At 45.3% G+C, this 22,515-nt stretch carries 22 protein-coding genes and 1 pseudogene; 17 read left to right on the forward strand and 6 right to left on the reverse strand.

Annotated features, from left to right (window positions below):
- Positions 1-31: 31 nt before the first annotated feature.
- Complete coding sequence (locus ACQXR1_RS02090; protein WP_168781654.1) at positions 32-505, reverse strand: MarR family transcriptional regulator; 474 nt, start codon at positions 503-505, stop codon at positions 32-34.
- Positions 506-669: 164 nt separating this feature from the next.
- Between ACQXR1_RS02090 and ACQXR1_RS02095 the strand changes: the two genes are divergently transcribed.
- Entirely contained in the window at positions 670-4,539 is a 3,870-nt protein-coding gene (locus ACQXR1_RS02095) for a metallophosphoesterase (protein ID WP_430771646.1), read from the forward strand.
- 18 nt (positions 4,540-4,557) lie between these two features.
- On the opposite strand, the gene nagR is transcribed toward ACQXR1_RS02095, so the two are convergent.
- The 3 genes from nagR to nagA are packed head-to-tail and all read right to left on the reverse strand — an operon-like array spanning position 4,558 to position 7,222.
- Positions 4,558-5,289: an N-acetylglucosamine utilization transcriptional regulator NagR gene (nagR, locus tag ACQXR1_RS02100; RefSeq protein WP_243571555.1), complete on the reverse strand. Its 732-nt coding sequence runs from the start codon at positions 5,287-5,289 to the stop codon at positions 4,558-4,560.
- A gap of 17 nt (positions 5,290-5,306) precedes the next feature.
- A complete protein-coding gene (gene nagB / locus ACQXR1_RS02105; protein WP_430771647.1) occupies positions 5,307-6,035 on the reverse strand; it encodes a glucosamine-6-phosphate deaminase in 729 nt (242 codons plus the stop codon).
- A complete protein-coding gene (gene nagA / locus ACQXR1_RS02110) occupies positions 6,032-7,222 on the reverse strand; it encodes an N-acetylglucosamine-6-phosphate deacetylase (RefSeq protein ID WP_430771648.1) in 1,191 nt (396 codons plus the stop codon). The genes nagB and nagA overlap by 4 nt, the downstream gene beginning before the upstream one ends.
- A gap of 181 nt (positions 7,223-7,403) precedes the next feature.
- Here nagA and hprK point away from each other — a divergent pair, with 181 nt between their 5' ends.
- From hprK to hprF, 5 genes are read left to right on the forward strand one after another with little or no spacing between them, the layout of a single operon-like run.
- A complete protein-coding gene (hprK, locus tag ACQXR1_RS02115; protein ID WP_014665519.1) occupies positions 7,404-8,336 on the forward strand; it encodes an HPr(Ser) kinase/phosphatase in 933 nt (310 codons plus the stop codon).
- A gap of 13 nt (positions 8,337-8,349) precedes the next feature.
- Positions 8,350-9,159: a prolipoprotein diacylglyceryl transferase gene (lgt, locus tag ACQXR1_RS02120; RefSeq protein ID WP_014665518.1), complete on the forward strand. Its 810-nt coding sequence runs from the start codon at positions 8,350-8,352 to the stop codon at positions 9,157-9,159.
- Between the two features lie 23 nt (positions 9,160-9,182).
- Positions 9,183-10,121: a nucleoside recognition domain-containing protein gene (locus ACQXR1_RS02125; RefSeq protein WP_430771649.1), complete on the forward strand. Its 939-nt coding sequence runs from the start codon at positions 9,183-9,185 to the stop codon at positions 10,119-10,121.
- Positions 10,118-10,768 (forward strand): pyrophosphatase PpaX, encoded by a 651-nt coding sequence (gene ppaX / locus ACQXR1_RS02130; protein ID WP_430771650.1) that lies wholly within the window; start codon positions 10,118-10,120, stop codon positions 10,766-10,768. Before ACQXR1_RS02125 ends, ppaX begins: the two co-directional genes overlap by 4 nt.
- Positions 10,769-10,771: 3 nt before the next feature.
- Positions 10,772-11,290 carry a heptaprenylglyceryl phosphate O-acetyltransferase gene (gene hprF, locus ACQXR1_RS02135; RefSeq protein ID WP_306289441.1) on the forward strand — a complete coding sequence of 173 codons (519 nt, stop codon included), beginning with the start codon at positions 10,772-10,774 and terminating at the stop codon, positions 11,288-11,290.
- Positions 11,291-11,309: 19 nt separating this feature from the next.
- Here the strand turns inward: hprF and pelC are convergent, their stop codons facing one another.
- Positions 11,310-11,975: a pectate/pectin lyase PelC gene (gene pelC, locus ACQXR1_RS02140; RefSeq protein WP_430771651.1), complete on the reverse strand. Its 666-nt coding sequence runs from the start codon at positions 11,973-11,975 to the stop codon at positions 11,310-11,312.
- A 240-nt stretch (positions 11,976-12,215) separates the two neighbouring features.
- Positions 12,216-12,968: a C39 family peptidase gene (locus ACQXR1_RS02145; protein ID WP_069838639.1), complete on the reverse strand. Its 753-nt coding sequence runs from the start codon at positions 12,966-12,968 to the stop codon at positions 12,216-12,218.
- 250 nt (positions 12,969-13,218) lie between these two features.
- Between ACQXR1_RS02145 and ACQXR1_RS02150 the strand changes: the two genes are divergently transcribed.
- From ACQXR1_RS02150 to ACQXR1_RS02200, 11 genes and pseudogenes are all read left to right on the forward strand, one after another.
- Entirely contained in the window at positions 13,219-14,394 is a 1,176-nt protein-coding gene (locus ACQXR1_RS02150) for an ATP phosphoribosyltransferase regulatory subunit (RefSeq protein WP_430771652.1), read from the forward strand.
- Positions 14,387-15,028: an ATP phosphoribosyltransferase gene (gene hisG / locus ACQXR1_RS02155; RefSeq protein WP_040081700.1), complete on the forward strand. Its 642-nt coding sequence runs from the start codon at positions 14,387-14,389 to the stop codon at positions 15,026-15,028. Before ACQXR1_RS02150 ends, hisG begins: the two co-directional genes overlap by 8 nt.
- Positions 15,025-16,308, forward strand: coding sequence for a histidinol dehydrogenase (hisD, locus tag ACQXR1_RS02160; RefSeq protein WP_430771653.1), 1,284 nt, complete (start codon positions 15,025-15,027; stop codon positions 16,306-16,308). Before hisG ends, hisD begins: the two co-directional genes overlap by 4 nt.
- Entirely contained in the window at positions 16,305-16,889 is a 585-nt protein-coding gene (hisB, locus tag ACQXR1_RS02165; protein ID WP_106019624.1) for an imidazoleglycerol-phosphate dehydratase HisB, read from the forward strand. The genes hisD and hisB overlap by 4 nt, the downstream gene beginning before the upstream one ends.
- Complete coding sequence (gene hisH, locus ACQXR1_RS02170; RefSeq protein ID WP_071582361.1) at positions 16,890-17,528, forward strand: imidazole glycerol phosphate synthase subunit HisH; 639 nt, start codon at positions 16,890-16,892, stop codon at positions 17,526-17,528. It begins immediately after the preceding gene.
- On the forward strand, positions 17,525-18,262 hold the full coding sequence (gene hisA, locus ACQXR1_RS02175; protein WP_430771654.1) for a 1-(5-phosphoribosyl)-5-[(5-phosphoribosylamino)methylideneamino]imidazole-4-carboxamide isomerase: 738 nt from the start codon (positions 17,525-17,527) through the stop codon (positions 18,260-18,262). The genes hisH and hisA overlap by 4 nt, the downstream gene beginning before the upstream one ends.
- Positions 18,259-19,017, forward strand: coding sequence for an imidazole glycerol phosphate synthase subunit HisF (gene hisF / locus ACQXR1_RS02180; protein WP_430771655.1), 759 nt, complete (start codon positions 18,259-18,261; stop codon positions 19,015-19,017). The genes hisA and hisF overlap by 4 nt, the downstream gene beginning before the upstream one ends.
- Entirely contained in the window at positions 19,014-19,637 is a 624-nt protein-coding gene (gene hisIE, locus ACQXR1_RS02185) for a bifunctional phosphoribosyl-AMP cyclohydrolase/phosphoribosyl-ATP diphosphatase HisIE (protein WP_430771656.1), read from the forward strand. The genes hisF and hisIE overlap by 4 nt, the downstream gene beginning before the upstream one ends.
- A gap of 263 nt (positions 19,638-19,900) precedes the next feature.
- Positions 19,901-21,559, forward strand: coding sequence for a DUF2339 domain-containing protein (locus ACQXR1_RS02190; protein WP_430771657.1), 1,659 nt, complete (start codon positions 19,901-19,903; stop codon positions 21,557-21,559).
- A gap of 129 nt (positions 21,560-21,688) precedes the next feature.
- Positions 21,689-22,420 carry a lipoprotein YvcA gene (locus ACQXR1_RS02195; RefSeq protein WP_430771658.1) on the forward strand — a complete coding sequence of 244 codons (732 nt, stop codon included), beginning with the start codon at positions 21,689-21,691 and terminating at the stop codon, positions 22,418-22,420.
- Positions 22,410-22,490: pseudogene (locus ACQXR1_RS02200) on the forward strand (hypothetical protein); the annotation flags it as partial. The gene ACQXR1_RS02195 and the pseudogene ACQXR1_RS02200, both read left to right, overlap by 11 nt.
- Between the last annotated feature and the right edge of the window lie 25 nt (positions 22,491-22,515).

Genomic DNA, 22,515 nt, shown 5'->3' on the forward strand with positions numbered 1-22,515 from the left:
AAAGGTCTCTCCCATGCGGGTGAGACTTTTTTTACATATATTTGATCCACAAGTTGAAAAACGCAGTCACTGTTTTTAAATCATCAATTGAAAATTCATTGAAAAGCTGTTTATATTGCTCCTTTGCTTTCTCATGAAGCTGTTCATGTAATGCCGCCAATTTTCTGCCGCTATCAGTTAGCGTATAAAAAATTTCTTTTTTGTTGCCAGGCTTTTTGGTTACTGTAATGATATTGTGTTTCAACAAAGCTTGAACCGCTTTTGAAACAGCGGCTTTTGAGATGTGTAAACGGGATGCTAAGAAGCTGTTGTTCACATTTTGGCTGGTATGTATGCAGGAAACAATGTGAAGCTGGGTCAAAGTCCAGTCTTTTTTGAGGTGATCGTGATGTTGTGAGGATATGCCAATGGATGGTATCTGCACCTTTTGCCAGACGCGTTTATCCCTTTTTAATGCGAATTGTTGTATAGCTTGAAATAATTCATCATGAATGCTGTTGTCCATCAATTTGCCTCTCTGATTTAATTGTTAACTGGTTAACTATCCTTAGTTTACTGGGTAATAGTGGGATTTTCAAGAGGTAGACGTTTTTTTGTTCTTTATGCACAAAAATGAACTCATAAGCTTCCCTGTTCAGACGCAAAATACATGAAAAGGGAGGTGTTTTGGTGAGGAAATACACAGTTATCGCTTCAGTACTATTGTCTTTTCTATCCGTTTTATCTGGCGGCCATCATGAATCGAAAGCCGTTCCTGCTATACAGCAGGAACTATTTCAAACGCCTCATTACATACCTTTGCTTGAAAATCCTCCTCAAATTGATGTGAAAGCTGAAATGAGAAGCAACCTAATGATTGAGGCTCAAGTTCGCGACAATTCGTATCAAGCATTTTCCGCCTTTCTTTTTTACAAACAAAGTAATGAGCTGGGCTACAAAATGGTGCCGATGGATCCGACACCCGGGGCGGTCCGCAAGTTTTTGGCGCAAATTCCGAAACGTTTGATTTGGAACAGCGAGCTTGAGTATTACATTGTGATGTCGAATGGGAAGCAGCGGGTGGAGTCGGAGACGCAGAAACTGAAGCTTGAAGGATACCAGGCTGACCTTGCGCATATTCCAGAGCTTTTGATCACAGAGCTGGCGGTTGATACGAAGAACATAGGACGCGCAGACGGTTATGAATTTATTGAGATTTATAATACGACTGACAGAACGATTGATTTTAAAGACTACCATATCCGTTACCGCTACCCAAAAGAAGGACCAGACTCCGATTTGATTTGGAGACCTGATGAAAAGATCTTGATACCATCCGGCGAAACGTTTGTCATCTGGCTGAAGCCTGCCGGGCATCCAGAATTGACGCCGGAGGATTTCAATCGGTATTATCAGACACAATTAATAGAAGGAAAAAATCTTGCGGTGATAGACGAGACAGAGGGTATGGCCAATACGAGGCCGCGGGCGGTTGTAATATCAACGAATACAGGAAAGGATATTTCGGCAGCGCATTATCGGAAACATGCGCTGCGCCGGCTGTCATCTGTGCTTTACAAGTATCCGCTAAACGGAACTGCAGAACTTTTGAACATTTCAATCGGGGAAAAAAATCCGTCTCCCGGAACCGTATTACAGGCACAGGTACCCGAGCAGAAACGGAAAATCAAGCTGGATAAAGAAAAGCCGGTTATTGAGGATTTGACTAACCGCAAGCCTGTCCGCCCTGCTGAAAGCATTGAGCTGCGGGCTGACATAAGGGATCGCAGTCTGGTGAAAACAGCAGCTTTTTACTACCGGACGGATGAAAACAAACCGTTTAAGCGAATTCTTGCTGAAAAAGACCGCAACGATAATCTCTACCATTATATTGTGTATTCACCTGAACTAATTGGGAAAGATCAGCTTGAGTATTACGTGGCGGCCGGGGACGGGATGAATGAAGCAAGAACGCCTGTTAAAATGATTGATATTAAACAAACAAGCAAGTCGCATGGTTTGCGGCTGAATATTGAAAACAGAGACACGTTGTCGGGAACTCTATTTCTCAAAGCCACGACAGACGGGCGAGCTGACAGCATTAAGCTATGGATTGACGGAAAAAAACAAGTGACAGAGCCAGCAATGGAGAAAGAAGTGTATTTTGCGTTTGATACGAGGAAAACGAATCTTTATTTTAAAAACGCGGTAACGATGGAAGGCAAAGTATTAAAAGTGTTCGATGATACGACAAATAAATACCGCACCTATTCTGTTCCATTGCCGGAGACGCTGCTGCGCAAAGGGAAGCAGCTGCAGCGTATTACAATACGATCGGGTTCAAAGGTGTCACCGTTTGATACGGCTGAAAACCGTGATGACTTCTTAGTCAAAAACGCCCGATTGGTGTTATCGGATGGAACGGTGATCAGGGATGAGAGAGTTTCCCCTGAGAGGGAACTCTTGATTGGCGATAATCAGCGCTCGAGTAAAAGCTGGCAATTCCAATTCAATCTGCCTGACGGACTGTTTACATCACAGCTGCTGGAGTGGGACACATCAAAGCTTTCTGAAGGCGCTCACCATATTCAAGCAAGCAACGGCAAGGAAAATGTCAGCCTGGTTGTAAGGGTAGATAATTCAGGGCCTCACATTGAGCCGAATATTACCGAGGGGCAAACATATAAAGGAAACCTTATCCTGCAGGCGGATATGTATGATAAATGGAGCAAAATTGAGGAAGCGGAAGCGTTTTTAGATGGGGAAAGCATTACACTTCCATATCATACGTCATCCTCTGAACTTTTGCCGGGAAAACATTCTCTAAAAGTGACGGCAACGGATCTTGCGGGCAATAAAACAGTTATTGAGAGGACGTTTAAAATTGAACGAGAGCATCCGGACCAGCCGGAGGTGATAGACACCGAAGCTGACACGCATAAGGCCAAGCTTTCTGTGCGGGTGAAGGATCCGACGAATGATGCCATGGATGTTGGTTTTTATAGGGGATTTCAATATACAGCGCGGAATCATGTGAAAATATTTAAGCACGCGTCACTGACTGAACCGCCGAAAAGCTTTGTGCCGGAAAGTGAGACTCCGTTTACGAATAAAGAATTGGAGCTGGTATCAGCTGCTGATGGAAAAACAGTATCGACAGAAAAGAAAGAGCTTTTCCCTTATCATCGCTTTGAAGTGACTGTTGATCAATCCGTGGATGAGAATGATTTGGCGGAAGCAGTTTGGAAGGGCAGTTCTTTGCCGGGGAGAAAGGTGACGATGTATGCTTGGAATTATCGGACAAATGAATGGCAGCCAGTTGACAGCTTTGTCGCGAAGGATGACAAACCATTTACGCTGAAAGCGTCTGTGATCGCCTCCGATTTTGTACGGGAGTCGAAAATGAACGTGATTGTACAGGATGAAATTCCTCCTGCGAAGGATATGTACACATTTGTCTGGATGTCTGATACACAGTATTATGCCGAAAGCTATCCGCATATTTTTGATAAACAGACCGAATGGATAAAAGATAATCAAAAGCAGCTCAATATCAAATATGTGTTCCACACGGGTGATATTGTAGATGATTCTGCCGATATCAGACAGTGGAAAAACGCTGATCGGTCAATGTCCGTTCTGGATAGGAGCGGAATTCCATACGGCGTGCTGGCCGGTAATCACGATGTCGGGCATAAGGATGGTTCCTACAGAGCGTTTGGCAAATATTTTGGCAGCCATCGTTTTGATAAAAAATTGCATTACGGCGGTTCTTATAAAAACAACCGCGGGCATTATGACCTGATTTCGAGCAACGGCAACGATTATATCATGCTTTACATGGGATGGGGCATTACGGATGAAGACATCGCGTGGATGAATCAGATACTGAAGAAGCACCCTGACCGGATGGCTATTTTAGCTTTTCATGAGTATTTGCTGGTCAGCGGAAACAGAAGCCCAATCGGAGAGAAAATATTCAAAGAAATCGTAAAGCCGAACCCGAATGTTGTGATGGTGTTGAGCGGGCATTATCATAGTGCGATGAGAAAAACAGATGAGTTGGATGATGATGGTGATGGGAAACCGGATCGTCTCGTGCATCAAATGCTGGCCGATTATCAGGGCGGGCCAGAAGGCGGGCAAGGGTATTTGCGTTTGCTTCAATTTGACCAAGCCAATGACATGGTGCACGTATCGACGTACTCTCCGTATGTAAAGGATAAGAATTACTATGATACGGATACCTATGGCAACAAGGATGAATTTTCCCTTTCGCTTGATTTGAAGCCAAGAATCAAAAAGGTGGAAACCGATTATTTTGAATGTAACGTATATACCAATGAAGAGCTCGGAAAACGAGAGCAAGTGAAGAGCGGGGATACAGCTGAATTCCACTGGGATCATCTTGAACCGCAGTCTGTTTATTATTGGTACATTATCGTGGAAGACAGTTTTAACGGCAAAACGAAATCACCGATCTGGAAGTTCAAGACGAAAAAAGAAACATATCGTCCGGCACCAGACCAGTTTGATTTTCGCCATGTCTCCAATCCTTAAAAGGGTTGGAGGCTTTTTTTATGAAAGACGATCCATATAGTGGACAAATGTATAACGGTCGCCTCTGTATACGGATTTTGCATGCTCAAAAGCAGTTCCGTTCTGCAGATATGTTGTTCGTTTGATTAATAGGACAGGCGCTCCCTTTTGGATACCAAGAATGTGTGCTTCTTCCGAGGTGGCAGCGCTTGGTTCAAGCTCCTGTTTGGCACGGGCAATCGGTATGTTGTTGTACCTTTCAATATGCTCGTAAATCGACGACTGAAAATGCGATTTATTTAATTCACCCGCAAGCTCAAACGGAATATGTGAGGACTCAATCGCCATCGGAATATCATTTGCCAGCCGCACCCGAGTGATTTTATGGATAGAGGAGGGGTGCCCGCAGCCTAATATAGCCGCGAGCTCCTCAGTTGAATCAATAAGCTGATAATCAATGAGCTTACTGCCCGGTGTCATTCCGCGGCTTTTCATATCCTCGGTAAAGCTTGTCAGTCCTTGGAGGGCTTGTTCCATTTTTGGCTTGCTGACAAAGGTGCCCCGCCCTTTCAGGCGATAGAGCAAGCCTTCATTAACTAAATTAGAAAGCGCCTGGCGAACCGTCATCCGGCTGATCCCGAATTGTTCGGCATATTCGCGCTCAGAAGGAAGAGGCATGTCCGGCTGCAGCTCTCCGCTCTTAATTTGGTTTTTTAGTTGCTCCATAATCTGATAATAAATCGGAATAGGCGATTGTTTATTGATATTCATAAGTCAGCATGTTCCTTTCAAGGTCTTAATGACGCGGCTTCACGATCAATCAAAACCGTAACATCGGAATGCAGGTGCAAAGCAGATGCGGGAAACTCTTCGCTTATGTTTCCTTCTAACAGCTTACTTACAGCTTCCGCTTTGCTTTTTCCAGAAATGATCAGCAGAATGCGCTTGCTTGAGAGTATTGTTTGAATTCCCATTGTCAGTGCTTTTTTCGGCACGCTGTCTATGGAAGGAAAATATCTGGCATTCGCTTGGCGGGTTTGCTCATTTAATGTCACAACATGAGTTCGCGACTTGAAGGACGTTCCCGGTTCGTTAAAGCCGATGTGTCCGTTTCGCCCGATGCCAAGAAGCTGTATGTCAGTGCCGCCCAGGGTCTCGACTAGCTGTTCATACCGTCTGCATTCGGCCTCCAAATCGTCTGCATTTCCATTCGGAATAAAATGCCGGTTAGGCTTGCTGTTGATATGCTGAAAAAAACGGTCGTTCATATAGAAGTGATAGCTGTTCGGATCGTTGTTTGAAAGTCCGGCGTACTCATCCAAATTAACTGTAGTGACGTTTTGAAATGAGAGATTCTCAGTTTGGTGCAGGCGGATCAGCTCGCGATATGTGCCTTCCGGCGTGCCGCCTGTCGCTAAACCGAGAACGGCATCAGGCTTATCTTTGATTGTAGCTGCTGTTATTCTGGCTGCTTTTTGGCTTAGCTCTTCATACGTTTGACATTCCATTACTTTCATATCTGGTCAGCCTCCTTGGATATAAATGCAATGTTTCCGCGGCAAATGGTGAGAATCACCTCACAATCACTACTGACAATCACCAGATCTGCATCTTTTCCCACTGCCACACTGCCTTTTCGGTCAAAGATGCCCAGCTGTTTGGCCGCGTTTGCAGAAGTTATATTAGCTATATCCGTCCAAGAGCAATTTGTAAACTCACGCATATGCCGTGCGCCATCGTTCATTTTGAGGATTGAACCGGCAAGGGTTCCGTCTGAAAGAAGAGCTGTTCGTCCTCTTACCGTCACACTTTGGCCGCCGAATTCATATACGCCGTCCTTCAGTCCTTTTGCCCTCATGGAATCAGTGATTAAAATGAGCTTGCTGCTGCCTTTTGCCAGAAAAGCAAGCTTTGCCGATAAAGGATGGGAGTGGATGCCATCGGCGATAAGCTCTGTCACAAATCCATCATGAGCCAGCGCCGTTCCAATCACTCCGGGCTCTCGGTGGTGAAACGGGCTCATCGCGTTGTAAAGATGGGTCATATGGGTCGCGCCTGCTTTGGCGGCCTCCGACAGCAATGCGGAATCGGCATCTGTGTGCCCCATGGACGCAATAATCGATTCGTCTTTCAAATGGCGGATCAGTTCAAAATGCTGATCCTCCTCCGGCGCAAGTGTAACAATTTTGATCAGTCCGCCCGCCTCCTGCTGCCACTTTTTGAAAAGCGTAACATCAGAAGGCCTGATCCACTCTTTTGGCTGGGCTCCGGCTCTTTTAGGCGAAACAAAGGGACCCTCTAAATGAATGCCGAGCAGTTCCGCACCTAATAAAGAGGACTCTTCAGCCGCTTTCCACTCTCTTGCATTCACCAACGCTTGAGAAATGTTCCCATGCTCTTGGGTAATCGTTGTGGCTAAAAAGCTCGTCGTGCCTTCTTCGGGCAGTCTTGACGACATGATGTCAAGGGCGGAAAAGCTTGCGTCCATCGTATCCGCTCCATAGCCCCCGTGGATATGAATGTCTATCATGCCGGGAAGCAAAACGGAATCCGCAGGTGCTTGAATCTCTTTTGAATATGGCTCCTTGGGCCGTTTTGCTGAAACTGTGCTGATTTTTCCGTCATTGATTCCGACATAGCCGTTTTTGATTACTTCATTTTCTGTCACGATCGATATGCCTTTGATAAGAAGACTCTCTGCCATAGATGATCCGCCTTTCTGGAATTTGAATACCTTTATTTTACTCTTTTTCAGACTAGTGATCTAGACCAGCTGAGGTGTTTTCCCGCCTTTTATAAAATCTGTTTTAGGTTCATGCCTGAAAGTGATAAAATGAAAGTATTGTGAGCAAGCTCGGGGCAGCCCGGAACAGGAGGAACATATCGTGGCAAAGGTTCGCACAAAAGACGTAATGGAACAGTTCAATTTGGAATTAATCAGCGGAGAAGAAGGAATTAACCGCCCGATTACAATGAGTGACCTATCAAGACCAGGCATTGAAATTGCCGGATATTTTACATATTACCCGAGAGAGCGCGTGCAGCTTCTCGGAAAAACAGAGCTTTCTTTCTTTGAACAGCTTCCGGAAGAGGATAAAAAGCAGCGAATGGAGTCTCTGTGCACTGATGTAACACCAGCTATTATTCTTTCTAGAGATATGCCAATCCCGCAGGAGCTGATTGACGCTTCTGAGAAAAATGGGGTGCCTGTCCTCAGATCGCCGCTAAAAACGACAAGACTGTCAAGCCGATTAACCAACTTCCTTGAGAGCCGGCTGGCGCCTACCACGGCGATTCATGGCGTTCTTGTCGATATATATGGTGTCGGCGTGCTGATTACAGGAAAAAGCGGCGTCGGGAAAAGTGAAACAGCGCTAGAGCTTGTGAAACGGGGGCACCGTCTTGTCGCCGATGATTGCGTTGAAATTCGGCAGGAGGATCAGGATACCCTTGTCGGAAACGCTCCGGAATTAATTGAGCATCTCCTTGAAATCAGGGGGCTTGGCATTATCAACGTGATGACGCTGTTTGGCGCCGGCGCGGTCAGAAGCAATAAACGAATCACGATTGTCATGAATCTTGAACTTTGGGAGCAGGGCAAGCAATACGACCGTCTCGGGCTTGAGGAAGAAACCATGAAAATCATTGATACAGAAATCACAAAACTGACGATTCCCGTCCGTCCTGGCCGAAATCTGGCAGTCATCATCGAAGTGGCAGCAATGAACTTTAGATTGAAGCGGATGGGGCTGAATGCCGCTGAGCAATTTACGAACAAGCTGGCGGACGTCATTGAAGACGGTGAACAAGAGGAATAGGAGTTGGCGTTAAATGAATGAAGCGATAGAACCACTCAATCCGATAGCTTTTCAGCTGGGGCCGTTAGCCGTCCATTGGTACGGAATCATTATCGGTCTCGGCGCTTTGCTGGGACTGTGGATTGCGATGAGGGAAAGTGAGAAACGGGGGCTGCAGAAAGATACGTTTATTGATCTTGTCTTGTTTGCCATTCCGATTGCAATTATTTGTGCACGAATTTATTACGTTGCCTTTGAATGGGATTATTATGCGGCACATCCGGGAGAAATCATTAAGATCTGGAAGGGCGGCATTGCCATTCACGGCGGGCTAATTGGCGCCATTTTAACTGGTTATGTGTTTTCAAGAGTGAAAAACCTTTCGTTCTGGAAGCTTGCGGATATTGCCGCGCCAAGCATTTTGCTCGGCCAAGCGATCGGCCGCTGGGGGAACTTCATGAATCAGGAAGCGCATGGCGAGGCTGTCAGCAGAGCATTTTTAGAAAGCCTGCACCTGCCTGAATTTATCATCAATCAAATGTACATCAATGGGCAATATTATCACCCTACCTTTTTATATGAATCACTATGGAGCTTTGTCGGCGTTATTGTTTTACTGCTTCTGCGCAGAGCGAATTTGCGAAGAGGCGAGATGTTCTTGATCTATATCATTTGGTATTCAATCGGAAGATACTTTATTGAAGGAATGCGGACTGACAGCTTAATGCTGACAGAATCACTTCGCATTGCTCAGGTGATTTCAATCGTATTGATTGTTTTGGCTGTGGCAGCCATCATCTTCAGACGCGTCAAGGGATACTCGAAGGAGCGGTACGCGGAGTAGACGTCAACAAAGGGGGATGGGGGATGAAGAAGATCTTTCTGGCCGGTCTTGCGGCAGGTCTTCAAACAACATGGACACTCGGTAAAGTCATTTTCCCGGTAACACTATTGGTCACTTTGCTTCAGCATACGCCTGTCATGGATTGGCTTGTACGGCTGATCACACCGGTAATGGGTCTCTTCGGGCTTTCCGGTGAAGCGGCCATTCCGCTTGTGCTGGGAAATATGCTGAATCTGTATGCGGGAATTGCCGGGATTTTGACGTTGGATTTGTCTGTAAAAGAAGTCTTTATTTTAGCTGTTATGCTTTCATTCTGCCATAACTTGATTATCGAATCGACAGTTGCCGCAAAGGTTGGCATCAGAATTGGCGTTATATTGGCGGTGCGTATCGGTTTGGCCGCTGTATCAGCCATCGTCATCAATTTCATTTGGCATGGCGGACAGGAAACGGCACAGTACGGTTTTATCGCTGCGAAGAGCACTGCGCCAGACAGCTGGCTAGGAATGTTGGCCGAGGCTTTAACGAAAGCCGGACTTGGTGTTTTGCAGCTGGCGGCAATAGTAATCCCGCTGATGATCATCATCCAGTTTTTAAGAGATTTAGGCTGGCTGCATCGGTTCTCCAGGTGGCTCTCGCCGTTTACGCAGCTGCTTGGCATGAATAAAAATACGTCTATGACGATGGTGGCGGGACTGACGATTGGTCTGGCCTACGGAGCGGGTGTCATGATCAAAGCTGTCGAGGATGACGGTGTGAGCAAGCGGGACATGACATTGGCATTTATATTTCTCGTTGCCTGCCACGCGGTCGTGGAAGATACACTTGTCTTTATTCCGCTCGGCATACCGGTCTGGCCTCTTCTTTTGATTCGTGTCACCACAGCAGTTCTGCTGACAATGGCTATTGCGCATACATGGAAAAAGTGGAAACCCTCAGCGGTTGGAAAGGAAGCAATATGAGTGACAAACAAGTAACGACGATTCTGTTTGATTTAGACGGAACGCTTATTAATACGAATGAATTAATTATCGCGTCCTTTTTGCATACACTGGAGCATTATTATCCGAGCAAGTATAAACGAGAAGATGTCCTTGCGTTTATCGGACCGTCTCTTTTTGAAACGTTCTCCTCGATGGACCCTGATAAATGCGATGATATGATCGCTATGTACAGAGCATACAATCATGACATGCATGATTCACTCGTCACTGAATATGAAACGGTATATGAGACCCTGGATGCATTAAAAAAATCCGGCTTTAAACTAGGGATTGTGACAACAAAATTAAGAGATACTGTCAATATGGGCCTCAAGCTCACGGGAATCGGCGAATTCTTTGAAACGGTTGTTACCCTTGATGATGTGACAAATGCGAAGCCTGATCCCGAGCCTGTGCTGTTAGCGCTGAAACAGCTAGGAAGCAAGCCCGAGGAAGCCATTATGGTCGGTGATAATTACCATGATGTGCTGGCAGGGAAAAACGCCGGAACAAAAACCGCAGGAGTCGCATGGACGATTAAAGGGCTGGAAACGCTGGCGAAGCATGAGCCTGATTTTATGCTTGAGAAAATGAGTGATCTATTACAAATTGTTGGAGTGAAGTAATCTGTGAGAAAAACAGATCGTCATCCGGTCTCAGGAGCTAACTCACTTTGGCATGTCTATCAAACGGTCCCTTTTTTAAAGGTCGTTAAAAACTTCATTGTCATACAAATTGCGAGATATACACCGTTTATAGGGATGAAAAACTGGCTGTACCGTACATTTTTGCGGATGAAGGTTGGAAAACATACATCCTTTGCCCTCATGGTGATGCCAGATATCATGTTTCCGGAAAAGATCTCAGTCGGAACGAATACAATCATCGGGTACAATACGACCATTTTGGCCCATGAGTATTTGATTCAGGAATACCGGATCGGCAAAGTTCTGATCGGAGACGAAGTAATGATTGGTGCCAACACGACCATTCTGCCCGGAGTGGAAATAGGGGATGGCGCAGTTGTGTCCGCCGGAACGCTTGTCCATAAGGATGTGCCTGACGGGGCATTTGTCGGCGGAAATCCGATGAGGATCATCTATACGAAGGAAGAAATGCAAGAAAGATTGAAAAAGTCCGCTGAATAAACATCAGCGGACTTTTTTGTTAAAATTGAATATTGTTGTTTTCGTAAATATGCTGAACGCCAATCCATTTTTGACCGACATGAGAGTAGCGTGTGTTTGTCATTCTGACCGTGCTTGTTTTGCTGTCTGTCCGGAATATCGCTTCCTTCATATTTGTGATGGTGCACTTATCAATGATCACATCAACGTGGAAGGTTGAACCGCCAAGCTGTCTAATGAACTTTCCGCCATTGTCTGCCGTGAAATTTTTCACTGTGAATGTACTGGCTTTATTGATTTGGAAAATCTTATCTGACGCTTTTTGAGCAGAGCCGCCGTCAATGGTCACTTTTCCTTCCTTCTTTACCGTTAATGCATCCTCACCAACATCTTCCCACTTCACATTCTGAATGTTAACGTTTCCATAAGTGTGCACGCCATCAGCAGCAGGTGCACCGAGCACTACATTTTTCAGGGTTGCTCCATCCTCCACACGAAAAACAGGTTTTTGTTTTTCGGACTGGCTTCCGTCACCTAGTTCTTTCCCTGCCACAAACCGCTGTCCTTTCCCGTCATATGTTGTATTTTTTAGTACGATAATTGTTTCGTGAACCACTTTGTCAGCTGCGAAAGCAGTTGATGACTGAAACTGGCTGAAACCCATAACCAAACCGAACATAAATAGGATAGACACGATTTTTTTCAATGATAAAATCCTCCCCGGATATCTTCGTTTTTTGCAAGAGAAGCGTCAGCGACTTGCACCGGCTTCTCTCGCATAGATCGGGGCAAGGCTGAATCTGCTTTAATCATAAAAACAGACAGCCTGAAAGTAAAGATAATTTTGGAAAGTAAATGGAAAATGAATCAATCTTACCGATTGAAACAAAAAGCATGAATATCGTCGTGTTTGCTCAGGATAGAGCAGAGTGGGGATTTCAAATGTTTACTTTTGAATAACGACAGCTTGGCTGCCCATTTGTTTCCACGCTTTTTCAAAGCTCGTCCTATCGGTTTTTCTGTTTTTATAGCCATACGGGTCATTGAGATACACATATTTCTCATCATATCCCGTAACGGCGACGCTGTGTTCGCTGTACGTAATCTCTATCGTTCCGCTTGGCGTTTTCCATGTCTGCATGTTGTCAACTGGCGCAAAGCTGGCGGTCGTAATGACCCAAACTGGATTGCCTTTTTCAAGCTGCTGATAAACAGCGGAAATACTTTTTCCAGTCAGATCTGATACTTTGTCTCCGGCATAGGTTTTCGCCAGCTGATAGATCGGTCGATGGTAGACACCGAGACCAGGGCCATTTGCCATATCCCCGACAAATCCGTCATTCGGATTACCTTTTAATCCGCTGCTGTATGTCAAAGGCACTGTGGCAATCTGGTTTGCCAGGGTGTTTTTTGTCACGTCGTATCCCGCGTAATTCAGCACCATCGCAAGGCTTGTTACTTCACAGCCGTTATAGAGCCGGGGCGCGTCCATTTGATTGTAAAGGATGACATCAAGCGGCTTTGCGCTTCCCTTCAGCTCCTTTTTGCTATTCGCACCTGTATCTGTATCGCTGTCAGAAACCGCTTTTTTAAGACTGTTCAAAAAAGGAATATCTATATCTTTTGCATCTATTTTAAGTCCGAAAAAAATAACGCCTGAAAGAATCATCAGGACACATAGAGTTCGCAGTGTTTTCATCTTTATCTCCTTGTTCTCTATTTGATTTGTATTATAGCATGCCAAACATAAAGAATTTGAGATATTACGTACCTTTAATACATTGTTCATGATTTTTTCATAAAGAGGAGAAGGATATTTGGACTAAAAAAATTCTGGCTGAAGTTAAGCATTGATTTTCATTCTTTCATCTGCTAACATATTATCATATTAGCGAACTAAAGGATTCGGAATTTTCCTTCATAAGATGACAACGGAGGTGCGCGGGTTGATGTTTATGTTTGAAAAACCGCACGGCATGAGAGATACACTGCCCGGTTTATACGAAACGAAAAAAAAGGTGAGACGATCGTTAACCGATTTGATTGATAAATGGGGATATCAATTTATGGAAACGCCGACACTGGAGTTTTACGATACCGTTGGCGTCCAATCAGCAATAGAAGAGCAGCAGCTGTTTAAGCTTCTTGATCAGGACGGCAAGACATTGGTGCTTCGACCGGATATGACGGGGCCGATTGCAAGGGTGGCAGCATCAAAGCTTTTGAAACACGATCATCCGCTCAGAGTCGGCTATGCGGCAAATGTATTCAGAGCTCAGGAGCGTGAAGGCGGACGTCCTGCAGAGTTCGAACAGATCGGAGTGGAGTTAATCGGTGACGGCACGACGAGCGCGGATGCGGAGGTTATTGCTTTAGTCGTCGGTGCATTAAAAAACACTGGGCTGGCATCCTTTAAAATTGCCATCGGCCATGCCGGTATTGCGGATGCTTTGTTTGTTGAGGTGCTCGGAAACGTTGAACGGGCTGATGTGCTGCGGAGGTTCTTATATGAAAAGAACTACGTCGGCTACAGAGAGCATGTCAAATCTCTCCCGCTTTCCTCCATTGATAAAAGCAGGTTGCTTGAGCTCCTTGAATTGCGGGGCGGCATAGAAGTATGCGGACGTGCCGAGGGAATCGTCGATTCTGCGCAAGGAAAAAGCGTGGTTGATGAGCTGAAGGCGCTGTGGGACATTCTTGAGGATTACGGATGTACGGAAAATGTCCGCCTGGATCTGAATATGGTCAGCCACATGAGCTATTACACAGGGATTTTATTTGAAGTGTACGCTGAGAATGTCGGTTTTGTCATTGGAAGCGGCGGCCGTTATAACAAGCTGCTGGGCCATTTTGATTCACCTGCTCCGGCAACAGGCTTTGGGCTTCGGATCGACCGGCTGATTGAAGCCCTTCATATGAAAGACGAACCTTGTGATATAGATGCTGTTATTTTCAGCAAAGAGCAGCGGGCGCAAGCCATCGCTTATGCGAATGAAGAACGGATGAAAGGGAAAAAAGTGGTTCTTCAAGATTTATCGGGAATAGAAAATATCGACCAGATGACAAAATCTTTTGCAAACGTCACTTATTTTATCGGTGCCAGAAAGGAAGAGCAAAATGGGTAAGTTACTCACAATGGCAATGCCAAAGGGCCGGATATTTGAAGAAGCGGCAGGGCTGCTGAGGCAGGCGGGCTATAAGCTCCCTGAGGAGTTTGAAGATTCGAGGAAACTGATCATCGATGTGCCGGAGGAAAATCTTCGTTTCATATTAGCGAAGCCGATGGACGTAACCACGTATGTGGAGCATGGCGTGGCAGACGTCGGAATAGCGGGCAAGGATGTCATGCTGGAGGAAGAGCGCGATGTGTATGAGGTACTGGATTTGAACATCAGCAAATGCCACTTGGCAGTCGCCGGACTTCCGAATACAGACTCGAGCGGCGTAGCGCCACGAATCGCGACAAAGTATCCGAATGTGGCTTCCAGTTATTTCAGAGAGCAGGGAGAACAGGTCGAGATCATTAAGCTCAACGGTTCAATTGAGCTGGCCCCCCTCATTGGACTTGCAGATCGGATAGTGGACATTGTTTCCACAGGACAGACGCTGAAGGAAAATGGGCTTGTAGAAATGGAGCACATTTGTGACATTACCTCCCGCTTTATTGTCAACCCGGTAAGCTATCGAATGAAAGACGATGTGATTGACGAAATGGCATCCCGCCTATCTCTTGTTGTGGAAGGAGAAACGGCAAAATGAAGATCAAAACCATCAGCGGAGCAGAGCGGCTTTCTCTCAAGCGTTCCATCGATGCCGGAACGGAAGAGCAAAGAAAGACGGTCCGGTCCATTATTGAAGATGTAAAGGCAAATGGTGATCAGGCGGTCCGCAGCTATACAGCGAAATTTGACGGGATCGACATAAACAGCCCGCTCGTCACAAAAGAGGAAATTGAGGAGGCATACACCTCGCTGGATTCACATCTTCTTCAAGTGATTAGGCAGACAATCGAAAATATTAGGGAATATCACGAAAGACAGCTGCAATCCTCCTGGTTTTATCACAGAAAAGACGGCACAATGCTGGGACAGAAGGTGACGGCGCTTGATTCCGCCGGTGTATATGTGCCAGGGGGAACGGCCGCATATCCTTCATCTGTTTTGATGAATGTGATTCCGGCGCTCGTAGCGGGCGTTGAAAGAATCGTTCTCGTCACGCCTCCGGGAAAAGACGGTCGGCTGTCTCCGGGAGTTTTGGTTGCTGCTGCTGAACTTGGCATAAAAGACATTTACAAAATGGGCGGTGCTCAGGCGATCGCGGCGTTAGCATACGGAACAGAAAGCATTGAGCCGGTGGATAAAATCACGGGTCCGGGCAACATTTATGTCGCGCTTGCCAAACGGGAGGTGTTCGGCGAAGTCGATATCGATATGATTGCCGGACCTAGTGAAATCGTCGTGCTGGCTGATGAAACAGCGATACCGCATGAAATTGCGGCCGACCTGCTTTCACAGGCGGAACACGATAAGCTCAGCTCATGTGTGTTTGTCACAGATTCCATGGCACTGGCCGAGGCGGTTTCAGCCGAGGTGAATGAGCAGCTGAAAACCTTGCCGCGACGAGAAATAGCGGAAGCTTCAGTGAGTGATTACGGTTGTATCTATGTGGCAGAAACAATGGATGAAGCGATTGATACTGTCAATACGCTCGCGCCGGAGCATTTAGAAATCCTCACACAGTCTCCGGAAGCTTTGCTTGGCAGCATCAAACATGCGGGTGCAATTTTCTTAGGCAGATACAGCCCTGAGCCTGTCGGTGATTATTTCGCCGGGCCAAACCATGTGCTCCCGACAAACGGAACAGCCAGATTTTCAAGTCCTTTAAACGTAACGGATTTTCAAAAGAAATCGAGCATTATTTCTTACAGCCAATCAGCCTTTGAAGAACATGCCGAAAGCATCGCGGCTTTTGCCAGACTGGAAGGGTTAGAAGCCCATGCCAGATCAATTGAAGCGAGAGAACGGAGGAATTCTAAATGAGAAAAGCGGAACGCGCCAGAAAAACAAACGAAACAGATATTGAGCTGGCATTCGCAATAGACGGCGAGGGACAAGCGGATATCAAAACAGACGTGCCGTTTATGACACATATGCTTGATTTATTCACGAAACACGGCCAATTCGATCTTTCCATTAACGCAAAAGGCGATGTTGATATAGATGATCACCACACGACTGAAGATATCGGCATCTGCTTAGGACAGGCGCTGCTTGAAGCGTTGGGTGATAAAAAAGGAATCAAACGCTATGGATCGGCGTTTGTGCCGATGGATGAGGCACTTGCTCAAGTTGTGATTGATTTAAGCAACCGGCCGCACTTGGAAATGCGCGCTGACTTCCCGGCGGCGAAAGTCGGAACTTTCGATACGGAGCTTGTACATGAATTTTTGTGGAAGCTGGCGCTTGAAGCCCGGATGAACCTGCACGTCATCGTTCATTACGGCACAAACACACACCACATGATTGAAGCTGTTTTTAAAGCGCTGGGGCGCGCGCTTGATGAAGCGACAACGATCGATCCGCGTGTTAAAGGAATACCGTCAACGAAAGGGATGCTGTAAATGATCGGCGTAATAGATTACGGAATGGGCAATTTATACAGTGTCTCAAAGGCGCTTGAGCGTGTCGGCGTACCGTATTTTGTTTCTGAAAAGCCCGAGGCGCTGAAAGAAGCCGATGCCTTCATTTTGCCGGGAGTCGGTTCATTTGGAGACGCGATGGACAATTTGCGCCACACGAAGCTCGATCAATTGATTCACGATATGGTCTCAGAGGGAAGGCTGCTTCTCGGGATCTGCCTTGGCATGCAGCTTTTATTTGAAGAAAGCGAAGAAAACGGCACCGCTTCAGGTCTCGGGCTGCTAAAAGGAAAAGCAGTCAGGCTGAAAGCAGAAGATGGAAAAGGAAACAAGCTGAAGGTTCCGCATATGGGTTGGAATCGCCTTTCCTTTCATAACGAATCTCCGCTGCTGTCTGAAACAGAACAAGGCTACGCTTACTTCGTTCATTCTTATTACATTGACGGGATGGAGGGGGATGCGCTTCTGGCAAGCGCTGATTATGGTGTGCGAGTGCCTGCAGTAGTCGGAAAAGGGAATGTTTTCGGCGCCCAATTTCACCCGGAAAAAAGCAGCACGGTCGGAATGTCCATCTTAACCCAATTCACGAAAATGGCAGCAGAACAGAAGGTGAAAAAATGAGTGTTTTTACATTATATCCGGCAATTGATATGAGAAACGGCAAATGTGTCCGCCTTGTTCAAGGGGATTATAATAAGGAAACGATATATGGCGATTCACCGTACGACATGGCTGCGTTATTTGCGAGAGAGGGAGCCGAATGGATCCATCTCGTTGATCTCGACGGGGCCAAAGAAGGGAAAAGAGTGAATGACCGCCATGTGATTGAGATTGCGCAAAAGCTGAATCTGAAAGTTGAAATCGGCGGCGGGATCCGTTCTGAAAAGGACGTCTATGAATATTTATCAGCAGGAGTCGATCGGGTGATCCTGGGAAGTTCAGCAGTTTCTAATCCTCCGTTTGTCAAAAAAATGCTGAAACAATATGGCGAGAAGATTGCCATCGGACTGGATGCGAGAAACGGTTTTGTTTCAACAGAGGGATGGCTAGAAACATCAACCCTTAAGGCCGCTGAACTGGGCAAAGAGCTGGCCAATGAAGGTGCGGAAGTCTTTATTTTTACTGACATCGCAACAGACGGAATGCTGTCAGGCCCAAATGTTCAAAGCACGGTCGAGCTTGCTAAGGAAACGGGTAAATCGGTGATTGCTTCCGGCGGAGTCAGCTCTGTCGCGGATCTCGAAGCCCTCGCCCGCTATCAGGCGGATGGCGTGTCTGGAGCGATCATCGGAAAAGCGCTGTACACCAATCAGTTTACGCTGAGTGAGGCGCTTGAAAGGGTGAAGCGCAAATGATCACAAAACGAATTATTCCATGTCTTGATGTCAAAGAAGGGCGCGTTGTCAAAGGAATTCAATTTCTCGAATTGAAGGATGCCGGTGATCCGGTTGAACTTGCCGAAGTGTACGACCGAGAAGGTGCGGATGAACTGGTCTTTCTTGATATCTCCGCCTCGTATGAAGGACGAAAAACGATGGTTGACGTCGTGGAGCAGGTTGCCGCGAAGCTTGCGATTCCGTTTACAGTCGGCGGCGGCATCAATCAGCTCAGTGATATGAAAACGATTCTGCGCGCCGGAGCAGACAAAGTGTCGGTGAACACGGCAGCTGTTCTCCGCTCTGAGCTGATTACAGAAGGAGCCGAGTTTTTCGGTTCTCAATGCATCGTACTTGCCATCGATGCCAAGTATGACAAAGAATCTGACACATATAAGGTCTACACGCACGGCGGCAGAAAGAAAACAGATTGGGAAGTCACCGAGTGGGCAAAAGAAGGCGTCAAACGCGGGGCAGGAGAAATATTGCTGACAAGCATGGACTCTGACGGTGAGAAAAAAGGGTTTGACCACAGGCTGACAAAGCTTGTTTCTGAAGCTGTCCCAGTCCCTGTTATCGCCTCGGGAGGCGCGGGAAGCGCACAGCATATGCTTGAGGCTTTTACAAAAGGGGAAGCCGACGCTGCGCTGGCCGCCTCAATTTTTCATTATAAAGAAACATCAATTAAAGAAGTGAAATCATACTTGAAAGAGTACGGGGTGAATGTGAGATGAAACAGGCAGACGAACTGTGTTTTAATGAGGACGGATTAATTCCTGCCATCGTGCAGGATGCGGCAAGCAAAGAAGTGCTGACACTTGCCTATATGAACAAGGAATCGTACGAAAAAACGCTGGAAACGAAGGAAACATGGTTTTACAGCCGCTCACGCCAAGCGCTATGGCATAAAGGAGAAACCTCAGGGAACACGCAAGCCGTCAAAGGTATCCGGTATGACTGCGATCAAGACGCGTTGCTCGTACTCGTAGAACCGTCAGGCCCGGCATGCCACATTGGCAGCTACAGCTGTTTTACAAAGGAACAAACAGAAGAACAGGCCGCGGGCCGATTCGGCATCATGAACGAACTGGAGCGCGTAATCGCGGAACGCCAAGCGGAAATGCCTGAAGGAGCTTACACCACGTACCTCTTCCGTGAAGGCGTCGATAAGATTTTGAAAAAAGTTGGAGAAGAAGCATCCGAAGTCATCATCGCCGCGAAAAACCGGGATCATGAGGAACTCAAATGGGAAGCGGCAGACCTGCTGTATCACCTGCTTGTCCTGCTCAGAGAACAAGCCTTGCCGCTGGATGATGTGCTTGATGTATTGAAAAAACGCCATTCTGAAAAATAAAAGGATTGGAGCTGCTCATATGTCAGCTCCTTTTTTATGTATTTGTTTCAGCTGAACCATTTGTCTTGTCCTAATAGAAGAAATGAAAAAACCAATCGAATTTCCTATTTAACAAAAATTTCCCATGATGTAACATGACTAAGAATGAAAATCCCAAATGGATATCGGGTCTTTAGGATTATTTTATACAAACCGGTCAGGATAGTGAGGAAAAGACATAGTATGAAAAAGCGGCTGCTAATTATTCGAAAAATGAGGAGAGAATGGTGAACGAAAAAATTGATGAACTGAACAAAAGAGTTGGACGTTTAGAACAAGAACTGGAAAGTGTCAAAAGGGAGATCGCATATCTCGCTGCTGGCAAGAAAGAACAAACAGTAGTCAAAACGGAAGAGCACCCAAAAATCAACAAGGAAACCGAAGTTCCACAAAAGACGCCGGCTCCGCGAAAAGAGAACCGCACTTTAGAAAACATGGCGGGAAATTGGCTTCCGAAGATCTTTATTTTTGTTTTTCTTCTTGGTATGATTTGGGCATTTGTGGCAGCTGCAGAAAAAGGCTGGATCAACGCATATATGAGGGTAGGGGCAGGACTTATTGTCTCTATTGTGCTATATGTTCTCGGTAGCAGGTCACATAAGAAAAATGCCAGTGTATTGGGCAGTTCATTATTGGCGGGCAGTAATATTGTCTACATTGTTTCTTTGTTTGCGGGTAACATGCTGTACCAGATTATACCGACGCCGCTTACAATGATCCTTCTTGCTGCAGGCGTTGCGGGCGGTGTGTACATATCAAGAAAATACCGATCACAAACACTGATTGCGATTATCGTCGCAGGTGTTTACTTGTATCCTTTTTTATTTGGCGGGAAACAAGGAAATGAATACATCTTTTATGTATATGAGTCATTGGTTTTCGCAGGCTTAATATATGAGACAGTTAAACAAAAGTACAGTGTAGCATGGAATATAGCAAACTATGCTTTCATATTAGCGATTTTTGCTTTCTTATCATTTACAGATGCGCAGGTGACGGGTTGGACACTTGCTGTATTTATCCTACAGCAGGCGATTACGATCCTATCAGCCTTACGATCGAACAGCCAATTTAAAAAAGCTGTCTATCTCACAGCTGTTACAATCGGAGCTTTTGTCGTTTTCATTACAGGGGTTGTCCTGTACATGAAAAACGATACAGGCTTATACGCTTTTTATATTGCTGCATTTGTGTTTTACCTGTTGTTAAGCTTATGGAAAAGTAAAGAATTTGCCGAAATCAAACATACGTTTTTTCTCATTTCTATGATTTATTTTAATGTATTGGCAGCGGATGCATTAGCTGAAAATGTGAGCTTGCTATACATCATATTCACCTTACAAGGAATCATCATGTGTTACGTGTCATACCGCAAAAAAAGCTGGTTGATCGGCATTGCCGGAGTGATTGTATTATTACAGGCAGCCTGCGGCCTCATACAATACCCGGCACGTTCATTACACGTTCTCAGCATTGTCTCTTGGCTGCTGCTGATCTGCTCACTATTTGGCGGCTATCTGTATTCGAAGAAAATACATTATAAACAAATCACAATCGTTGTTTCGTCCGCTGTTTCATTGCTGCTGCTAGTATTCTTCAGCAAATTATCCATATGGATGTCGGATAGGATTGACGGCGTATCAGTAAACGTCGGAGTATCCCTGTCTTGGTTTATATTTGTCATTGTGATGTATGCTGTTTATTACGCAACCAAAGACAAGACATGGAACCGAATTGGGCTGATCTTTTTATTCATTACACTTGCCAAAATATTTTTAATAGATTCTGCTTCGATTGATATTGTTTGGAGAGCGGTCTTATTCATCTTGTTAGGGGTCATTGGCCTGTTTATATCCAGAGTATTTTATTCGAAAAAAGAGTAACAATCATGTCTGGTCAAGACTGCCGATAGAACGCGGCGGTCTTTTTCAGTATGATTCTATATTGTAATACGGCTAGAACTAAATAATCATGTTGTAACAATCTATCAGTTAAACCCGTGGAGGTTCGTCATGAAAAGAATCATCTTGCTTTGCTTCTGCTTATTACTTACTCTGACAGGCGGATGCAGTATGAACAACAAAGAAAAAAACAACACAAAAGACAATAACACAGAAGCCGTAAAACCAAAAGACATGGATCCAAAAGACCTGCCGCAGGTTCCGGCGTTTCAGGACGAGAAGACGAGAGAGTACATGGTGTCAACGAAAGAAGAGGAGCCAGGGTATTATGTGCTTGAATCTAAGCTGAAAGGGTTTAGGATGTTGTTTCCGGAGGATGGCGAGTATCTTCCTAATTATTCCACATCAAATGGAAAGAATAGCGAATCGATAGGATTTCAAAGTTATAATGAAAAATCAAATATACTCTTAGATGCACAAATTAGCTACTATAACAAATCTTCTTTTATTAATAATCCAGAGACAATGTTGCGCCAAATTAGTAATGAGAATGGTTACAAAGGTGAATTTAAGAAAGAAAAAACTGACGGGAAAATAGTATATACTGCATCAAAAAAAAGCACTTTTAAAAACAGTGATCGTAAATACAATTATTCCTTTCGTTATTTTGGATATATAAAATCTAGTGATGAAGAGTACTTGGGAATAGTATATTCTTTTATAGTTCGTTGTAAAAAGGTTGATCAACCCTGTGCTTTGAATGGAGATCAAGCAAGAGAAAGAACTGATACTCTCATTCATTCTATTATCTTTTATAAGAAGGGGAGTAGAGATGGACAATAAGAATGTTTTCATGAACGAAAATATAAAGCTCTTTATAATTAACTTAGAGTATGACTATAAAGAAAAGTTTACACAGAATCACTTTTCAATTGGAT

Source organism: Bacillus sp. ATD (assembly GCF_050585765.1).
Lineage (GTDB): Bacteria > Bacillota > Bacilli > Bacillales > Bacillaceae > Bacillus > Bacillus stercoris.

What these genes read in the sequence shown, in the direction of transcription:
- hisG (WP_040081700.1), top strand. Translation starts at nt 14,387, where the DNA reads ATGGGTAAGTTACTCACAATGGCAATGCCAAAGGGCCGGATATTTGAA.
- ACQXR1_RS02145 (WP_069838639.1), bottom strand. Translation starts at nt 12,968, where the DNA reads ATGAAAACACTGCGAACTCTATGTGTCCTGATGATTCTTTCAGGCGTT.
- hisIE (WP_430771656.1), top strand. Translation starts at nt 19,014, where the DNA reads ATGAAACAGGCAGACGAACTGTGTTTTAATGAGGACGGATTAATTCCT.
- nagR (WP_243571555.1), bottom strand. Translation starts at nt 5,289, where the DNA reads ATGAATATCAATAAACAATCGCCTATTCCGATTTATTATCAGATTATG.
- hisA (WP_430771654.1), top strand. Translation starts at nt 17,525, where the DNA reads ATGAGTGTTTTTACATTATATCCGGCAATTGATATGAGAAACGGCAAA.
- ACQXR1_RS02150 (WP_430771652.1), top strand. Translation starts at nt 13,219, where the DNA reads ATGTTTATGTTTGAAAAACCGCACGGCATGAGAGATACACTGCCCGGT.
- hisB (WP_106019624.1), top strand. Translation starts at nt 16,305, where the DNA reads ATGAGAAAAGCGGAACGCGCCAGAAAAACAAACGAAACAGATATTGAG.
- ACQXR1_RS02090 (WP_168781654.1), bottom strand. Translation starts at nt 505, where the DNA reads ATGGACAACAGCATTCATGATGAATTATTTCAAGCTATACAACAATTC.
- hisH (WP_071582361.1), top strand. Translation starts at nt 16,890, where the DNA reads ATGATCGGCGTAATAGATTACGGAATGGGCAATTTATACAGTGTCTCA.
- hisF (WP_430771655.1), top strand. Translation starts at nt 18,259, where the DNA reads ATGATCACAAAACGAATTATTCCATGTCTTGATGTCAAAGAAGGGCGC.
- ACQXR1_RS02190 (WP_430771657.1), top strand. Translation starts at nt 19,901, where the DNA reads ATGGTGAACGAAAAAATTGATGAACTGAACAAAAGAGTTGGACGTTTA.
- ppaX (WP_430771650.1), top strand. Translation starts at nt 10,118, where the DNA reads ATGAGTGACAAACAAGTAACGACGATTCTGTTTGATTTAGACGGAACG.
- ACQXR1_RS02125 (WP_430771649.1), top strand. Translation starts at nt 9,183, where the DNA reads ATGAAGAAGATCTTTCTGGCCGGTCTTGCGGCAGGTCTTCAAACAACA.
- lgt (WP_014665518.1), top strand. Translation starts at nt 8,350, where the DNA reads ATGAATGAAGCGATAGAACCACTCAATCCGATAGCTTTTCAGCTGGGG.
- nagB (WP_430771647.1), bottom strand. Translation starts at nt 6,035, where the DNA reads ATGAAAGTAATGGAATGTCAAACGTATGAAGAGCTAAGCCAAAAAGCA.
- nagA (WP_430771648.1), bottom strand. Translation starts at nt 7,222, where the DNA reads ATGGCAGAGAGTCTTCTTATCAAAGGCATATCGATCGTGACAGAAAAT.
- hisD (WP_430771653.1), top strand. Translation starts at nt 15,025, where the DNA reads ATGAAGATCAAAACCATCAGCGGAGCAGAGCGGCTTTCTCTCAAGCGT.
- ACQXR1_RS02195 (WP_430771658.1), top strand. Translation starts at nt 21,689, where the DNA reads ATGAAAAGAATCATCTTGCTTTGCTTCTGCTTATTACTTACTCTGACA.